The 16,005-nt window shown below is 62.6% G+C and carries 16 protein-coding genes and 1 pseudogene; 6 read left to right on the forward strand and 11 right to left on the reverse strand.

Annotated elements, in window-relative coordinates; all coding sequences use genetic code 11:
- Positions 1–39 precede the first annotated feature (39 nt).
- Positions 40–339 carry a DUF4193 domain-containing protein gene (locus tag ACKAE7_RS00485; protein WP_408978212.1) on the forward strand — a complete coding sequence of 100 codons (300 nt, stop codon included), beginning with the start codon at positions 40–42 and terminating at the stop codon, positions 337–339.
- 197 nt (positions 340–536) lie between these two features.
- On the opposite strand, the gene ACKAE7_RS00490 is transcribed toward ACKAE7_RS00485, so the two are convergent.
- Positions 537–743, reverse strand: coding sequence for a hypothetical protein (locus tag ACKAE7_RS00490; RefSeq protein ID WP_408978213.1), 207 nt, complete (start codon positions 741–743; stop codon positions 537–539).
- A 772-nt stretch (positions 744–1,515) separates the two neighbouring features.
- Here ACKAE7_RS00490 and ACKAE7_RS00495 point away from each other — a divergent pair.
- The 5 genes from ACKAE7_RS00495 to ACKAE7_RS00515 are packed head-to-tail and all read left to right on the forward strand — an operon-like array spanning position 1,516 to position 6,781.
- Positions 1,516–2,379, forward strand: a complete 864-nt coding sequence (locus ACKAE7_RS00495; protein ID WP_408978214.1) for an NAD(P)-dependent oxidoreductase — start codon at positions 1,516–1,518, stop codon at positions 2,377–2,379.
- Between the two features lie 58 nt (positions 2,380–2,437).
- Positions 2,438–3,268, forward strand: coding sequence for a TIM barrel protein (locus ACKAE7_RS00500; RefSeq protein ID WP_408978265.1), 831 nt, complete (start codon positions 2,438–2,440; stop codon positions 3,266–3,268).
- Positions 3,269–3,321: 53 nt separating this feature from the next.
- Positions 3,322–5,109: a dihydroxy-acid dehydratase gene (locus tag ACKAE7_RS00505; RefSeq protein WP_408978215.1), complete on the forward strand. Its 1,788-nt coding sequence runs from the start codon at positions 3,322–3,324 to the stop codon at positions 5,107–5,109.
- Positions 5,106–6,068, forward strand: a complete 963-nt coding sequence (locus tag ACKAE7_RS00510; protein ID WP_408978216.1) for an NAD(P)-dependent oxidoreductase — start codon at positions 5,106–5,108, stop codon at positions 6,066–6,068. The genes ACKAE7_RS00505 and ACKAE7_RS00510 overlap by 4 nt, the downstream gene beginning before the upstream one ends.
- Positions 6,068–6,781 (forward strand): TetR/AcrR family transcriptional regulator, encoded by a 714-nt coding sequence (locus ACKAE7_RS00515; protein WP_408978217.1) that lies wholly within the window; start codon positions 6,068–6,070, stop codon positions 6,779–6,781. Before ACKAE7_RS00510 ends, ACKAE7_RS00515 begins: the two co-directional genes overlap by 1 nt.
- Before the next feature lie 5 nt (positions 6,782–6,786).
- Here ACKAE7_RS00515 and ACKAE7_RS00520 read toward each other — a convergent pair whose 3' ends face one another.
- The 10 genes and pseudogenes from ACKAE7_RS00520 to ACKAE7_RS00565 form a co-directional block, all read right to left on the reverse strand.
- Entirely contained in the window at positions 6,787–7,533 is a 747-nt protein-coding gene (locus tag ACKAE7_RS00520; RefSeq protein WP_408978218.1) for a TetR family transcriptional regulator, read from the reverse strand.
- A gap of 2 nt (positions 7,534–7,535) precedes the next feature.
- Complete coding sequence (locus ACKAE7_RS00525) at positions 7,536–8,510, reverse strand: phosphotriesterase (protein ID WP_408978219.1); 975 nt, start codon at positions 8,508–8,510, stop codon at positions 7,536–7,538.
- Positions 8,507–9,832, reverse strand: a complete 1,326-nt coding sequence (locus ACKAE7_RS00530; RefSeq protein ID WP_408978220.1) for an aspartate aminotransferase family protein — start codon at positions 9,830–9,832, stop codon at positions 8,507–8,509. The genes ACKAE7_RS00525 and ACKAE7_RS00530 overlap by 4 nt, the downstream gene beginning before the upstream one ends.
- A 3-nt stretch (positions 9,833–9,835) precedes the next feature.
- Positions 9,836–10,642 carry an amino acid ABC transporter ATP-binding protein gene (locus ACKAE7_RS00535; protein ID WP_408978221.1) on the reverse strand — a complete coding sequence of 269 codons (807 nt, stop codon included), beginning with the start codon at positions 10,640–10,642 and terminating at the stop codon, positions 9,836–9,838.
- On the reverse strand, positions 10,639–11,478 hold the full coding sequence (locus tag ACKAE7_RS00540) for an amino acid ABC transporter permease (RefSeq protein ID WP_408978222.1): 840 nt from the start codon (positions 11,476–11,478) through the stop codon (positions 10,639–10,641). The genes ACKAE7_RS00535 and ACKAE7_RS00540 overlap by 4 nt, the downstream gene beginning before the upstream one ends.
- Before the next feature lie 72 nt (positions 11,479–11,550).
- Positions 11,551–12,498 (reverse strand): ABC transporter substrate-binding protein, encoded by a 948-nt coding sequence (locus ACKAE7_RS00545; RefSeq protein WP_408978223.1) that lies wholly within the window; start codon positions 12,496–12,498, stop codon positions 11,551–11,553.
- Positions 12,499–12,710: 212 nt separating this feature from the next.
- Positions 12,711–13,145 (reverse strand): annotated as a pseudogene (locus ACKAE7_RS00550) (recombinase family protein); the annotation flags it as partial.
- A gap of 242 nt (positions 13,146–13,387) precedes the next feature.
- Positions 13,388–13,792 (reverse strand): tautomerase family protein, encoded by a 405-nt coding sequence (locus ACKAE7_RS00555; protein WP_408978224.1) that lies wholly within the window; start codon positions 13,790–13,792, stop codon positions 13,388–13,390.
- 311 nt (positions 13,793–14,103) lie between these two features.
- Positions 14,104–14,901 carry an ATP-binding cassette domain-containing protein gene (locus tag ACKAE7_RS00560; protein ID WP_408978225.1) on the reverse strand — a complete coding sequence of 266 codons (798 nt, stop codon included), beginning with the start codon at positions 14,899–14,901 and terminating at the stop codon, positions 14,104–14,106.
- 2 nt (positions 14,902–14,903) lie between these two features.
- Entirely contained in the window at positions 14,904–15,977 is a 1,074-nt protein-coding gene (locus ACKAE7_RS00565) for an ABC transporter permease (protein ID WP_408978226.1), read from the reverse strand.
- Positions 15,978–16,005 lie beyond the last annotated feature (28 nt).

Here is a 16,005-nt window from a genome sequence, read left to right on the forward strand (position 1 = left end):
GACCGGTAACCCACCCCAACAGAGAAGAGATGCACCGCTGTGGCAACCGATTACGACGAACTGCGCACCGACGTTAAGGAGTCCCAGGAAAATTCGCTGGAGGCCCTGAAGTCCGCCAAAGCGCCGGATGCGAAGTCTGTGGTTCAGGAACTCGACGAGGTTGACACCCTCGACGGCCTGACCCCGGGCGGCGAGTTCATTGCCGAAGAGCTCGTTGTGCAGGTCATTCCGCAGGCTGATGATGAGTTCACCTGTTACTCGTGTTTCCTGGTCCGCCACCGTTCGCAGAAGGCGCGCGAGAAGGACGGCCATGCCTACTGTGTCGAATGCGAGGGCTGAGGCCCCCCGCTATTGGCCGACTGCCCCGGAGCAGGTCTGGGACAGCATCCGCGAACGTGAGGCTCGACTCTCTTGTAGCGGAAAAGGAATATGGAAGCCTTCCAGTGCCTTGTTGCTGGTGGGGCCGCTGACTGTTGGCTGCCTCCTTGGAAAGGACCCTTTTGCCCACATTTTTCATTCCCTTCACCATGCGCGCGTCAGCCCGCAAAGACCACCGCGGCACCTTCCGCACTGACATTGAACGACTGAGCGCCGGACACCGGCACTGGGCGCCCCTTGACGTGCTCAGGTCCACGAATACCCAGGCTGTTTTCCGCGGTGCCGTCCCGAAGGGCGCACACACCGCGACTGATGCGAGCCTTGCACGCTTCCTCCAGGATCGTCTCGCCACTGCTGAAATCCACGTGGACCTTAGCGTCGCAATCGAGCGATAGCCCGCTCCAAAGCCCCGGACGGCGGTTTCTTGTGCCCGCCTTAATCACGAGTCCGGTCAGGCCAAAGGAGCAGCGATCGGCGTGGCGTCAGAATAGGGCGGGATTCTCGTTTTATTGACAGTCGCTCATGTTGTTCTCAAACCCCACCCTGACAGTTGGAGGGGCAGGAAACTGAGCTGCTGTGGCCCGAGAACTGTCAAAATGGTGCGAAGAATCGGGTCTTGATGGAAGTCGCTTAGCGAAGGGGCGGACGATGTCACCTCCTGCTGTTCGTCAGGTATCTGAGAACCAGACCGGAGCTCCACCGACGGGCAAGTCTTCCCATGTCACGCGCCCCTACGTCATGTTGGGGTGTAGCTCATCTGACTGGGAATCTAAGGGCGTTGAGCAAGAGCTGCAGCTGGGGTCCGAGGACTTCTGAGTCATAGAGACCGGCGGGCCACAATGGCAGGACGGATAGAGCCCGTGCATGAATTAGTTGAAGGACCCCAATCCGATAAGGACCTCTATGTCGTCCAGGGTGGGCTGAAAGCGGCTCGAAGCCGCCAGTAACACTTAGCCGTGTGTCCTACATGCTGAAGTTTCCATCCTCAAAAGGTCACGTCGCTACGAAAGAGGTGGACAGTATTAGGTCGGGAAGGAACTGCCATGGAACTGAATCGAAATGACCAAGATCATCCTCTAGGCAAATAGTCACCGCTCTTGTACATTGAACAAGAGCGGTGACTATTAGGAGTGGAAGATGAGGCTAACCTTCTTAGGGCCAGGAAATATCGGAAGCGGCATGGTCCACCGGCTCTTGGAGCGCGGCCACGATGTGAGACTCTGGGCCCGGAATCCAGATCGCGTGCAGGATCTTCTCGCGGAGGGAGCCGTGTGGGCCGGGACGCCGTTGGAGGCGACTGCTCACGCGGATATCGTGCTGAGCTGCTTGGGGTCACCGCAGGCTGTGCGTGAAGTCTTCATCACAAGTGGCGTCCTCGCCGCCGCCCACTCGGGTCAAACCTTTGTTGAACATGGCACATTCCCGCCCGAGTTTGCGGTGGAACTTTCTGCTTTGGCTTTATCCAGAGGCAGTGCATTCGTGGATGCCCCTGTCTCCGGCGGCCCGGAGGGCGCACGCAGCGGGACCCTAACCCTCATGATCGGCGGCGATGCCGGGGTGGTGGAGAAGATCGGCCCGGTGCTTGAAACGTACGGAAACCACCTCAATCACGTGGGGCCAGTCGGATCAGGTCAGAAGCTCAAAATGATTAACCAGGTTCTGGTGGCGATTCACGCGGCGGCGGCTGCCGAGGCCGCCGCCGCCATGCTGAGCGCCGGCCTCGATCCGTTACCTGCTGTGAATGCCCTTAAGGGCGGCTGGGCGCAGTCTGCCATGTTGGAGCGCAATCTTCCGCGGATATTCGCTGCTGACGTGGCGGACTCGGGTGCCACCATCGGGGGATTCGCCGACGTCCTCGACGAGGTCGCCGATTACGTCGACCAACTGCGAGTCCCAATGCCTTTGTTTGATCTGGCCAGGGAGGCATTTGCTGTTGCCGTCGCCCGAGGCCACGGGGCCGATGACCTGTCAGCCGTTGGCCGTCCGGACTCCCGTGTCTGACATGCGTACATTGAACCCGGAACCTTGGTCTGAGGACTTCACTGCCCATGCCTCTACCATGTCCGGTGACCTCCCGTACGGTGACAGGTTTGCTACCTTCGCTGCCGCAGGTTTCACCATGGTTGAGACGTGGTGGCCTTTCCCAAGGCCGGATCCGACCATCACTGAGGTTGATAAATTCCTTTCGCTCCTCCGGGAGAACAATCTGTCCCTGATGGGCCTGAACATCTACGAAGGAAACCTCGCGGCAGGGGACAGGGGCATCGCCTCACGACCTGAATTTGCGGAGGCACTCGAGGGCAGTTTAGCCGTGGCGGCGCGGATCGGCGCCGAAACAGGTTGCCGCAATTTCAACCTCCTCTATGGAAACCGCGACCCCGGAACCGGCCGGGAGGAACAGGATGGCCAGGCACGGGAGTCTTTTAATGTGGCGGTCGAGGTGTTGGCCCCCTGCGGCGGGATGGTTCTGTTGGAACCACTTTCAGCCGCAGCAAACCCGGACTATCCCCTGCGGACGCCGCAGGATGCGTTAGACCTGCTGGAGTCCCTTGGCGAAAGAACGAGGGCCCACACCGGACTGCTGCTCGATGCGTATCACCTGGCATCCGATGCCCTGCAGAGCGGTAAAACCGACACAGCTGATGAGGGCCAAACCGGGGTCCAAGTGGCGGAACAGTACGCCGGCCAGGCAGCCCACATTCAAATTGCTGACTGTCCCGGCCGCGGGATTCCCGGTTCCGGAAGTCTGGACCTGGGGAGGCTGCTCCGAACGGCACGCGATGCCGGATATTCTGGTGAGTTCGGCTGCGAACTCCTGTGCGACGCTTCTCAGACCGTTGGCATCCGTGATGTGCTCGCCGCCCTGCTTCACTTGCCGCCGGCGCCCTAGGCACAACACTTTCTTAGCCTTACCAGCGGAACGGACTACAAAGGAGTATCCACATGTCACAACGCGGTCTACAGCAGCGCGGCGGCGCCAATTTTGCCGATGACGGCCAGGATGGGCTGCTCCACCGGGCGTTCCTCCGTGGTGAGGGGTACACCGAGGAACAGGTCCGCCGGACCCCTGTGGTGGGCATCGCCAACAGCGCCAGTGATCTCAACCCATGCAACGCAGGCCTCACGGAACTGTCCAGGCACGTGAAGGCCGGAATCGAGGCCGCAGGCGGGCTGGCGCTGGAATTTCCGACGATATCCATTTCGGAACCCTTTACCCGGCCTACCAGCCTCTACCTGCGGAACTTGATGTCCATGGACATTGAGGAAATGGTCTCCACAGCACCGATCGACGGGGTCGTGTTGCTTGGCGGCTGCGATAAGACTGTCCCTGCCCAGCTCATGGGCGCGGTCAGTGCCAACAAGCCGGCGGTCATGCTCACGGCCGGACCCCGCCCGGTCTCCTGCTTCAAAAACAAGGCCATGACCATCGACGACGTCTGGCCGCTCTGCGAGTCCCGCCGCGTCGGCGGGGTGTCGGACGAGGACTGGCAAGAGCTGGAGGGCTGCCTGAACATCAACGTCGGCACCTGCAATGTGATGGGCACTGCCTCCACCATGGCAGCCATCGCCGAAGTGCTCGGTTTCGCCTTGCCCGGCTCCGCCTTCGCCGAGGCAGGGAGCACGTCCCGGCAACAGCTCGCATACCAGTCCGGACTACAGGTCGTCGAAACCATTAGCAATGGCCGCCGCGCCGCCGAACTTGTCACTATCGAATCGCTGGAGAACGCCTTCAGGGTGGTGTGCGCCCTGGGCGGGTCCACGAACGCGGTTATCCACCTTGAAGCGATCGCTGGCCGTAGAGGGCTCAGGATTGGAGCCGAACACTTCGAGAAGTGGGCCGCCACCACGCCCTACATCGCGAACATCCGACCGGGCGGGGAACTGCTGCTCTCGGACCTGGACACCGCAGGCGGCGTACCGGCGGTACTGGACCGGCTCGGCGCCATGATCCACACCGGTACTCGCACCGCCACCGGGAGGCCCTGGTCCGCTGTGCTTGAGGACAGCACTTTCGTCCGGCATCCAGCGATCACGTCCGTGGAAAAGCCGCTGTCCCCACGCGGCGGCCTGACCATGCTGAGCGGTAACCTGGCGCCCCGGGGCGCGGTGCTGAAGACTGCCGGAACCACAGATCCACGGCTGCTTCAGCACCGCGGCCGGGCCGTGGTGTTCGAGGGCGTCGAGGACCTCAACGCCCGGATCGATGATCCGGACCTCGACGTCGATCCCGACAGCATCCTCGTGCTGCGCGGCATGGGAGTGCTCGGCGCACCCGGCATGCCCGAAGTAGGGCACATCCCCATCCCCGCCAAGCTGGCGCGCGCCGGCGTCCACGATATGGTGCGCCTCTCGGATGCCCGGATGAGCGGAACCTCCACCGGCACCGTGGTGCTCCACATCGCCCCGGAAGCGGCCGCGGGCGGCCCGCTCGGGCTTCTCCAGACCGGGGATGAAGTGGAGCTTGACGTGTCGGCAGGAATTATCCGCCATCACGTCCCGGAGGAGGATCTGCTGACACGCGCCCCGTTTTCCGCCGGGGAACCGGCGCGCCGAGGTTACGCTTGGATCCACGGCAAGCACGCCCTGCAAGCGGATCTGGGCTGCGACTTCGACTTCCTCCGGGGTGACTTTGACGGCGGCGGATCCCATGGCGGCCGGCGGGCTGTAAGGCTATCAGCCGCCGGAGGCGACGACGTCACCACAGCGACGACAACGGATAGGGAATCATGACACCAGTTTCTGCGGAACAACGAGGTCGGGACATCGCCCCGGTAGTGTCGCTGTACCCGGTCGAACCCGCGTTCCTGGTGGACGCCATCCGGCAAGGGGGCTGCACCGTGGCGGCCCTGAACGGGACCTCCCGCGGACTAGTGGTCACCGATGGCGTTCCGCCCTATGAACTCGTGGAGCTGCTGTCAAGGCACCCCGGCCTGGAGTGGGTGCAGCTTCCCTCTGCCGGGGTGGAAAGTTTCCTGCCGGCAGTGCGGTCCGCGGCCGGAGCACGGCTGACCTGGACCAGCGCCAAAGGCGCTTACGCCCAGCCAGTGGCCGAACACGCTGTCGCCCTGAGCCTGGCCCTGCTGCGCATCCTGCACCGCCGTGCCCGGACAACCAGTTGGTCCACTGTGCCGGAGGGAACGACACTGGCGGGGCTGGACGTTGTTGTCGTCGGCGCCGGAGGAATCGGCGTCGAAATCGTCCGGTTGCTCAATGTTTTCGGCGCGGATATCACAGTGGTGCGTCGCAGGCCTGAGGCGGTGCCCGGTGCGAAGCTTACAGTCGGCACCGACCGGCTGATCGATGTGCTGGCCAGCGCGGACTTGGTGATCCTCGCAGCGGCCCTCACGGATTCGACGTCGGGGCTGTTGGGTGCCGCGGAGCTGGCAGCATTGAAACCGGGCGCGAACATTGTCAACATCGCCCGTGGCGGCCTGATCGACACGGACGCCCTGCTGGTCGCGCTGCGCCACGGGCAGGTGGCCGGTGCGGCGCTGGATGTGACCGAGCCCGAGCCCCTCCCGGACGGGCACGCCCTGTGGGACGAGCCCGGTGTGCTGATTACACCGCACTCGGCGGACACCCCGGAGATGACGAAGCCGTTACTGGCCGAACGTGTTCGGATCAACGCCGCTGCGCTACACAACCGTGGGGCCCTTACCGGCGTCGTTGATGCCGGAGCAGGTTACTGATGCCGTCCAACAGGTTGAAACGCAACGCGCCGACGGGCAAGCCGCCTATCAGCCGCGAGATGGTGGTGGACGCTGCCCTGAAAATAGTGGACAACGCCGGTGCGGACAAACTGACGATGCGCGGTGTCGCAGACCTGCTGGAGGTCTACCCCACCACCATCTACTGGCATGCAGGGACTAAGGCGGAGCTCCTCGCCGCTGTGTGCGAGCGGTTGCTGGACGCTCTTGAGCTCCCCTTGATCTCTGATGATTTGGGTTGGGACGAGTGGCTCGTCACCGTGGCGCACCTGATCCGGGAGGGGCTGCGCGAGCACCCCAATGTTGTGCCCTTGATGGCATCCCAGGTGCAGGTCTCGCCGTCGTCCTTTGCCCTGGCAGAAGGGTTCTTGGCGGCGCTGTCGGCGGCAGGATTTCGGGATGAGCAGCTCGTGGAGGTTTACAACGCGGTGGTGGGGTTCGTCTTTGGCTGGGTCTTCTCCGAGCTCGCTGCACCGCCTGTTAACGCCGAGGACGGCTGGGAGGAAAGATTTTCCGGCCAGCTGCACGCGGTGGACTCGGCCCAACATCCGCACCTGCACTCCAGCCTTCATCTCCTCGAAAACCGTTCATTCATGCTCCGGGCGGTTTCCGGGAGGCAGGCCCCGATGGGTGCCAGTTTCGACACGGCGCTGGCCGTCCTGGTGGGAGGGCTTCGAAGTATCGCCCCGAGTTAGCCAGGTCAGCTGGAACGGTGCGGCGGGCCACTGACAGCCTTCAGCTGCGCCGCGAGCCCTAGGGTCAGGGACCGCAGCATGAAGTCGAAGCTGCCGTTCATCGGAGCTGCGGGCCCGGAGCTCCAGCGCAGCATAAATGCCTGGTTGGCCACGAGCGGCAGGTTGCTGCGGATTGTTGGTACGAGGGTTGTGTCGGTGGCTGTGAGTTCCGCTTCAAAGTGCTCCCGCCACGTGGAATCGGCGTCCTGCGGGTCGGCCGCGAACTCGCCCGAAATCCAGCCGAAGATGCTGCCCAGGACGTTGTTGTAGGCGAACAGCAGCGTGTTGCCGTGGAATCCCGCAGCGCTCAGGACCGCGAGCGTCCGTTCTGCCAGCAGGAGCGAGGAAGTGCTGACCTGCAGTTGGCTGACGAAGTAGGCGGCAAGGTGTGGATGGGTTCCCAGTACCCGGCGGGCGTCGACTCCCATGGCTACGATCCAGTCCTGCCAGGCCGTGCCGTCCAGCGGCGGAAGCTCTATCTCTTCGAGCACCCGCTGGCATACCAGGGCCAGGAGTTGGGCTTTGTTCCCCGCGTGCCAGTACAGGGCTGTGGGATAAACGCCCATCTCTTTGGCAAGTCCGCGCATGCTCAGGGAATCGAAACCGTCCCGGTCCACCATGGCCAGGGCCGCGTCGACGACGTCATCCGGGCTGAGCGGGACCCGCGCCGGTGCGCGGGTCCCGTCCGGTCGAAGCCGCAGGCGGGAGGTCACCATCACTCCAACAGCCGTGCCGGGTTGCCGGTGATAATTTCCTTGAATTCCCCCTCGTCCAGGCCCGCCGCGAGGAGGGCGTCGCGGAAACCGCCGAGCACGAAGCCAAAGCCGTTGCCGCCGTAGGCGGACAGCTGGGACATGATGCAGACATCGTGTGCCAACAGGATCCGCTCCAAGTAGCCGGCCCTGACCAGCTCCATGACCTGCCCGACCCGATGGGCGACTTCGCGCGGATTCTTGGAATTGATGGTATCCAGGCCCACGAACACGCCTTCCTTCGCGAGTTGGAGGGCGTAGCCAGGCGTGGGCACCGTATCGGTGTGGCCGATGACGATCTTGGCTGGGTCCGCGCCCTCAGCGCGGAGGATCTCCAACTGCTCCAGCCCCACGTGCCAGCGGGCGGCGTGCGTGTAGACGGCGGCACCAGTTTTCAGGTGTGCCCGCGCGGAGGCCCTGAACACTTGGGCTTCAAGCTCCGAGACGTACCATCTATCGGCCCCGATTTCACCGATGATCCCTGCCCTGGCGGTTGTGCCCGGGATCCCTTCGGTGAGGTCACGGATCATTTCCTCGGCAATGCCGTCCGTGCCAACCTCTCTGATCAAGTCCGCGGGCAGGAACGGGTCGCGGTAGCGGCCGGCTCCGAGGACTACGTGCACGCCTGTGGCTTTGGAGATCCGCTGTATTCCTTCTACAGCTTTGGGGTTGCGGGTCTGTCCGTGGTGGTGGGCATCGAAACCGGGATCGGAGTCCGGCGTCGAGCCAGGCGTCAGTTCCGCGGTCGTCAGGTCGAATATGGTGCCTCCGCCTTGGCGGGCGAACACGTTGAGTTCATCGATGAGGAGGGCTTCGTCGTGGACGAGGCCGTCCCCGCGGCGTTCCTGCATCATGTTGATGAAGAGGTGCTCGTGGCTGAGGGTGGGGCCGAGGTCGTCGGTGCTGACCTCGCCGAGTGCTGTAGCGACGGTGCTCATGAGGCTGCGCCCACGAGGCCCAGTTCGGCCGAGACATCGGCCAGGGCTGCGTCGATCCGTTCGAGCAGCAGGTCTACTTCATCGGTGGTGATGGTTAGCGGCGGTGCCACTTGGACGGCGTCGTTGTATCCGCCGGTGCAGGCGTAAATCACCGCTCCGTGGCCCATTGCCGCCTTCGCGATCCGGGCGGCCAGGGCGCCCTGTGGCTGCGAGGTTGTCTTGGTCTCGCGGTCTTCGACGAATTCTAAAGCCAGTTGCATGCCCAGGCCCCTAACGTCACCAATGAGGGCGTGCTTTTCCTGCAGTGCCAAAAGTCCGGCGAGCAGGTGCCGTGATGTCTCGGCTCCTCGGGTAATGAGGTCCTCGCCGGTCAGGACGTCCAGAACGGCGGAGGCGGTGGCGATGGACAGCGGGTTCCCGGCGTAGGTGTGGCCGCCCAGGATGCGGCCGGATCCCTTCTCGATGGTGTCTATGACTTTGGCGCTAACCAGGGCTGCTGCGATGGGTGTATAGCCGGCGCCGAGGCCTTTGCCGACTGCGACGATGTCGGGTTTGACGCCCCAATGGTCCACAGCCAGTGGTTTGCCGGTGCGGCCGAGTCCGGTCATGACCTCGTCGGCGACCATGAGGACACCGAATTCATCGCACAGGGCACGGAGCCCGGCGAGGTAGCCGGCCGGGGGGACGTTTGCGCCGAGGGTTGCGCCCCCTACGGGCTCGACGACGATTCCTGCCAGCCGTTCGCCGTGTTCCTCGAAGAGGCTGCGGGCTTTGGCCAACAGGTCGGTGGCGTAGTCCTGTTCAGTGCGGCCGGCAGCTTCGCGATATGTGTAGGCGGCGGGCAGCGCGGGGAAGTCGTGGGCCAGCGCGCCTGCAACAACCCGGCGGGCATGGCCGGACAGGGACAGTCCGCCCAGGGTGTTGCCGTGGTACCCGCGGTCCATGCTGAGGAACCAGCTGCGGCCCGGCTGGCCGGTCTCGCGGTGGTACTGGAGCACAAACTGCATGGCCGCTTCCACGGCCTCGGATCCACTGTTGACAAACCATACGCCCTTGTAGCCGGTGAGTTCGGCGAGCCGGTTCGCCAGTTTGTCGGTGGCTTCGCTGGTGAACGCCCCGCGATGGGTGAAAGTTACCTTGGCGGCTTGCCGGGTGATGGCCTCAATGACGTGCGGGTGGGCGTGGCCGATGGTTGTCACTACCGCGCCGGAGCAGCCGTCGATGTAGCTCTTGCCGGTGGTGTCCCACAACCAAACGCCTTTGGCATGGTCGATTGCCGGTAGTTCGGCATTGAGGACGTTATTGATCAGAGAGGACTTCATGGATCAGAGCACCGCCTGAAGGAATTCGATGGTTCGGGGGTTGGTGGGGTGGTCAATGACCTGGGCGGGCGGTCCCTGCTCGACGATGACGCCGTCTGCCATGAAGATGACGCGGTCCGCCACCTGCCGGGCGAAGCCAATCTCGTGGGTCACCACCACCATGGTCATGCCGCTTTGGGCCAGATCCTTCATGACGGCGAGGACTTCGCCGACGAGCTCCGGGTCCAGGGCGCTGGTGGGTTCGTCAAAGAGCATCAGGTCCGGCTCCATGGCCAGCGCCCGGGCGATCGCGACGCGCTGCTTTTGGCCGCCGGACAGGCTGACAGGGTAGGCCGCGGCCTTGTCTTCCAGCCCAACGCGTTTGAGGAGCCGGAGGGCATTTTCGGTTGCGGCCTTGCGGGGCTGGCGGCGCACGCCCGTGGGCGCTTCGATGATGTTCTGCAGCACGGTCATGTGCGGGAACAGGTTGAAGTGCTGGAACACCATGCCGATCTTCTCCCGGCGGCGGCACACTTCCTTGGGGGCCAGCTCGTGGAGCCTGGTGCCGTCCTGGCGGTATCCCACCAGCTGGCCGGAGATCAGGATCAGCCCCGCATCGATGGTTTCAAGGTGGTTCAGTGTCCGCAGCATGGTGGTCTTGCCGGAACCTGAGGGCCCGATGAGGCAGACCACTTCTCCGGCTTTGACCGTAAGGTCCACGCCTTTCAGGACGTGGTTGCTGCCGAAGAGCTTGTGGACGCCCGTGGCTTCGACCACGAGGGTGTCCGTGATCTGTGGCGCGGCAGCGGCGTCCGGTGTGGCGGTGCTCATGCGCGGATTCCTTTCGAGACGGCCCGTTCCAGGAAGTACTGGCCCACTGTGGCAACGGAGACAAGGATGAGGTACCAGAACGCGGCCACGGCGAGCATTTCGATCACCCGGTAGCTGGTGGCGGCGATGTTCTGCACCTGGGTCAGGAGGTCGCCGCCGGCGATCACGGAGACCAGGCTGGTTGCCTTGATCAGTGTGACGAACTGGTTACCCATCGGGGGGATGATGAGGCGAAGGGCCTGCGGCAGCATGATCCGGCGGGTGGTGCGGCCCGGTGTCATGCCCAGGGCCGAGGCGGCTTCAAGCTGGCCGCGGTCCACGGAGAGGACGCCTGCCCGGACTACTTCTGCAATGTAGGCTGCTTCGGCAAGTGCGAGCCCCACGATGGCCGCTGTGAAGGGGCCTACCACCTCGTTGGTGGGAACAGAAAAAAAGGAGATGTCGGTGAACGGGATTCCGAGGCTGATATTGCGGACGATGAGCCCGATATTTCCCCAGATCAGGAGCTGCAGCAGCACCGGCACGCCGCGGAAGACCGTCACGTAGATGGCCGAGAGGGTGCGGAGGACCTTGTTGTGCGACATCCGTCCCAGGCCGATGCCCACGCCGAGAACGACTCCCAGCAGCATAGACAGCACCGAGAGCTGGATGGTCGTCCAGACACCTCGGATGATCTGCGGCGCGAAGAGGTAGTTCAGTGTCTGGTTCCAGTCCAGGGCGGGATTGGAGATCAGCAGCCATAGGAAGCCAACAGTCAGGGCTGCCGCGAGGACGGCCAGGACCCACGGAAAATAGGAACGGCGGCGGATGACTTTGTACTCACTGGAGACGGGCACTGGGGAGCCGTCCTTCCGACGGGACGTGAGCCCCGCATGTTTCATTGCTGTTGCCATGAGGGATGGCCGCCGCTACTCGGTCGGGAAGGCAGGGGTTCCGGCGCCGTTGACCAGAATCTGCTCGGGGTCGAGGGCTGCGTCGGCAGAGTTGTACTTGTCCAAAATGGCCTTGTACGTGCCGTTGTCAACCATGGCCTTCAGTGCTCCCTGGATGGCCTCGGCCATCTCCCCGCGGTTCTTCTGCATGCCGATAGCCCAAGGGTTGTCCGGATAGCGGCCCGTGCCAAGCTCGAAGATCTGGCCGTTGCCGGCAGTCCGTGCGGTGTGGTTCAGCAGCAGGTAGGGCGCAAAATAGGCTGCGATTCGGTTGGACTGGACCTGCGCCTGTGCATCGGGAGTGCCCGGGTATTCGTTGATGGTGATTGGATCCTTGCCGCCCGCGACACACGCATCACTGAATTTCTTGACCCTTGGTATCTGCAGGCTGCCGGCATTGACGCCAATGGTCTTGCCGCAGGCAGTTTCAAGGTCGGTAATCTTGTTGGGATTGCCCTTTTGAGTCAACAGCGTGGAGCTGTTGTCCATAAGATCCACGAAGTCCAGAAGCTCCTGTCGTGCCGGGGTGTCGCCAATGACCCCCATAGAGATGTCGAAGTTTCCGGCCTGCAGGCCCGACACCACGCCGGAGAAAGCGAGCTCCTGCCACTGGACCTCGACGCCGAGTACGTCGCCGAGGCCAGCCGCAACGTCATAGGCGATGCCCGTCGGCTGCCCGTTGGCATCCAGGTAGATGGACGGAGCCACACCGTAGGGCGATGCAATGGTGAGCGTTCCCTTGTCCCGGATTTCCTGCGGCAGTTTTGCCTGCAGGTCTTTGTTCACCGTGTTCGTCGGAACCGGAGAGCTCGACTCCGTGGGTGCGGTAGCAGCCGGCGAAGAACAGCCGGTCAGCACCAGCGCGCCAGCCATGAAAAGTGCTGCGCCGACAGACAGGTCTTTTCGCGTGTGGGTAAATCGCATGGAGTGCTCCTGGAGTGTGATGTGAATAACACAGTTTTAGCATTCTCTAGTACGTCGTACAAGACCTTGTACGTTGAACAAGAATAAAGCTCGGATGTTTCACACGAATTACAGTGGCGTGTCAGGTAAGTCCTCAGCGTCCCTCACTGCAGCGGACTAAGAATCCGGCCTACAGGCTGAGAGTCGGGAGCCGGTGCTGGCGACGGTCAGGACTCATCGCTTTTCCGCCCTTTGTAGGCGCCGCGCTGCTTGGCCTAGGGGGATGCCTTCTAACTGGCGTTCCCCGATGAGGGAGCGTTCGAATTCAGCGAAGGCCCCATGACCGAGAGCATGAGGTTGGCCATGGGGAGTACTCAGTGGAGACCAGGCTTTCTTTGAGGAACTCGACCCGCACGCCTTTACGTGTCAGACCTTGCACGAGGGCACGTAAGTCATCGAGGTTGCGTGATTTCGCCGGTCCATGCTGTGCTCAATTACGGGTCCCCCTCGCGGGCGAACTGCAGCAGCTCCGTGAGTTGGGGTCTGGCGGTGTCCCTACCGGAGGCCTTGTCCGTGAAGATCCGGTCCAGAACCTGGCCTCGGAGCTGGCGTTTCTCGTTCTGGTCCATGTTGCTCACGCGCACGTACCCGGTCCGCTGTCCATTCACCGGCGCCCCCAACCCTTGTCCTGTCAGGTTATGTTTAAGGCCCGTCCCAGAAGAAGGTTAAGACATAGGGCGCGTTCGTCAGGTTGTACGCCAATCAGAGGGGAGTCTTAGGAGACCGCCTCATCGCCGCCTTGGCTGGGTCCTTCGTCCCGTTGTCGCCTTTCCTGCACTGAGTTCGGCTAGGGATGACGTAAAGAGCGGAACGTCGTTCAACGCATACTTGTCGGGTTGTTTTGGTCTGACTATTTCTTGGGTACGGCCAGCTCGCCGGTGACGTACTGCGCACGGCCGAATCCGAACGACCAATCGCCGGGAGTGTTTTCGACGTAACCGATAAAAACGTTCTCTCCGCCAACTCCCAATTCGCCCAGGCGCGCTGCGACGGCAGCAAACAGGGCCTGTTTTGCTTCTTGGCTTCGGCCGCCCTGCGTGAAGATCTGAATCATCACTACGTCGCTGGTTCGTTCAAAGCCGAGACCTGCGTCCTGAGCGAAAATCTGACCGACCGTGTGCTCGGTCAGGATGTGGAAGTAGTCGCGCTCCGGAATGCCGTACTCGGCAAGGATGGCGTCGTGGATGCCTCGGCTGAGGGTTTGAAGCTGTTCGGCGTTGCGTCCTGCGTTGACGTCGATTCGTACGAGTGGCATAAACACTCCTTTGATATGTCTTTAGAACTGGGACGGCTGCTCCCGCTTAAGGGGTGGAGCGTGGGTCGTCCTGATGGGGGTGAAGTCGTAGTTGATTCTCAACGTTCTGGACAGGGATTCCGCGATGGAATTCTCACGAGGCCTGTGGCCGACTGGGAGACCCATTCTTCATAAAAGACACCCGGAGGGGCTTAGCCCGGTAGAGTACCGAACCCAGCCCCTCGGGGCCTGAAACTGTTGCACTTGCAGCTCCGTTGGGAACTCCCAGGAGCATTGCGGCTGCACTTATGCGGCCAGGAGGCGGCCAATCGCTACGCGTCGGCTGAGGCCTGATACTGGGCCACTTCGGCCTCGAGTTCGGCCATCGCTTCGCCGCCGGCCATCAGGTCGGTGATCTCTTCGCGCGTCCGTTCGCCTTTTTTGAAGTCATCCGCTTTGCTGCCGTGGATGAGGACGGCGAACCGGTCACCGACGGTCATCGCGTGAAGTACGTTGTGGGTGACAAAAATTACGGCGAGTCCCTGAGCTCGGGCCTGCATGATGATACGGAGTACGTGGGTGGCTTCCTTGACGCCAAGGGCCGCGGTGGGCTCGTCGAGGATGAGCACGTTTGCTCCGAAGTAGACGGCGCGGGCGATGGCAAGCGACTGGCGCTCACCGCCTGAGAGGCTGCCGACGAGCCGGTTGCCGTCTGTGACGCGGGTGATACCGAGGCTTCGCATTTCCCGTACAGCGATCTCGCCTGCTGTTTTCTTGTCGAAGTGTTTGAACGGACCCCATCCTTTGGTGGGTTCAGCGCCTACAAAGAATGACCGGCCGACCCCCATGAGTGGAAAGGTCCCGCCGAATTGGTGCACTGTCGAAATGCCGTAGTGGCTGGCGTCTCGTGGGCTGTTGAAGACGACTTTCTCGCCTTTCACCTCGACGGTTCCGGCGGTTGGGGTGTGAAAGCCGGAGAGGATTTTGATGAGCGTCGATTTGCCGGCGCCGTTGTCGCCTAGGAGGCAAAGTACCTGGCCGGCGTGAACTTCCAGCGAGATGTCCGTCAGGGCGTTGGTGCCGGCGAATGACTTGCTGACGTTGGTAAGTCTGAGCAGCGGTGCAGTCATGATCAACCCTTCAATTTCTTGGTGCCGAGGCCGGAGGACAGCGCGAGTTTGCGGAACGTATTGTTCATGAGGACGGCGGCCAGGAGCAGGATGCCGAGGATGAGGCTCGCCCAGTCGGAGTTCCAGCCGGTGTAGTAGATGCCTTGGCTGACGATGGCGAATGTCATGGTTCCGAGGATGATTCCCCATACGGAGCCGTAGCCGCCGGTGAGGAGGACGCCTCCGATGACAACGGCAATGATCGAGTTGAAGACGAAGGACTGACCGTTTGATACCTGTGCGCCGTTGTAGAGAATTGTCTGGATGACTCCGACCAGGGCCGCTCCGAAGCCGCTGGCCATGAACAGGCCGACCTTGACCTTTGTGACCGGGATGCCCGTGGCGCGGGCACTTTCGGCGTCTCCGCCAACGGCGAAGATCCAGTTCCCGTACTTTGTCATCTGCAGGATCCAGGCGATCACGGCCGCGATGGCCAGGCACCAGAAGATGGCTACCTCGAACTGTCCGGCGATCAGGGTGCCGAAGACACTTTTCGAGAAGGCGTCGGGGGCGATGGGCACGCTGGTGGTGCCGGTGACGACACGGGAGAAGCCCAGCGTCAGGCCGACGAGGCTGAAATTTGTCGCGAGAGTGACGACGAATGACGGGACTTTTGTTCGGGAGACGAGGATGCCATTGATGAATCCTGTGCCTACGCCGACCGCCAGTGCTGCGAGAATTCCGACGATCATGGGCAGGCCCCAAAAGCCCGATACCGTCGCCAGCGTCATCGAACTGGCAGCGAGCACGGAGCCCACGGACAGGTCGAGTTCCCCTGCAATCATGAGCAGGCCAACCGGGATTGCGATGATCCCAAGTTCGGCGGCAATGTTCAGCCAGCTCGCCGTGCCGCCACTTGCGAGGAATTGCTCTCCGCCGAAAATAGTGAAGAAGATAAAGACACCGAGGGTGCCGATAAGGGCGCCGGTTTCAGATCGGCGGGCGAGTTGAGCGAAGGAGCGCGGCCCCGCAGCCTGGGTTTTGGGGCTGGCAGGCGCATTGCCACGGCCCGCGGGGCGAGTGATTTCAACAGTCATGAGCGTCTTTGCTGCTTTCTGGTTATTT

This window comes from Pseudarthrobacter sp. NKDBFgelt (assembly GCF_046097905.1).
Lineage (GTDB): Bacteria > Actinomycetota > Actinomycetes > Actinomycetales > Micrococcaceae > Arthrobacter > Arthrobacter polychromogenes.

Bases quoted from the DNA above. Each gene is read 5' to 3' on its own strand.
- ACKAE7_RS00495 (WP_408978214.1), top strand. From the start codon at position 1,516: ATGAGGCTAACCTTCTTAGGGCCAGGAAATATCGGAAGCGGCATGGTC.
- ACKAE7_RS00500 (WP_408978265.1), top strand. From the start codon at position 2,438: ATGTCCGGTGACCTCCCGTACGGTGACAGGTTTGCTACCTTCGCTGCC.
- ACKAE7_RS00505 (WP_408978215.1), top strand. From the start codon at position 3,322: ATGTCACAACGCGGTCTACAGCAGCGCGGCGGCGCCAATTTTGCCGAT.
- ACKAE7_RS00510 (WP_408978216.1), top strand. From the start codon at position 5,106: ATGACACCAGTTTCTGCGGAACAACGAGGTCGGGACATCGCCCCGGTA.
- ACKAE7_RS00515 (WP_408978217.1), top strand. From the start codon at position 6,068: ATGCCGTCCAACAGGTTGAAACGCAACGCGCCGACGGGCAAGCCGCCT.
- ACKAE7_RS00525 (WP_408978219.1), bottom strand. From the start codon at position 8,510: ATGAGCACCGTCGCTACAGCACTCGGCGAGGTCAGCACCGACGACCTC.
- ACKAE7_RS00530 (WP_408978220.1), bottom strand. From the start codon at position 9,832: ATGAAGTCCTCTCTGATCAATAACGTCCTCAATGCCGAACTACCGGCA.
- ACKAE7_RS00535 (WP_408978221.1), bottom strand. From the start codon at position 10,642: ATGAGCACCGCCACACCGGACGCCGCTGCCGCGCCACAGATCACGGAC.
- ACKAE7_RS00545 (WP_408978223.1), bottom strand. From the start codon at position 12,498: ATGCGATTTACCCACACGCGAAAAGACCTGTCTGTCGGCGCAGCACTT.
- ACKAE7_RS00555 (WP_408978224.1), bottom strand. From the start codon at position 13,792: ATGCCACTCGTACGAATCGACGTCAACGCAGGACGCAACGCCGAACAG.
- ACKAE7_RS00560 (WP_408978225.1), bottom strand. From the start codon at position 14,901: ATGACTGCACCGCTGCTCAGACTTACCAACGTCAGCAAGTCATTCGCC.
- ACKAE7_RS00565 (WP_408978226.1), bottom strand. From the start codon at position 15,977: ATGACTGTTGAAATCACTCGCCCCGCGGGCCGTGGCAATGCGCCTGCC.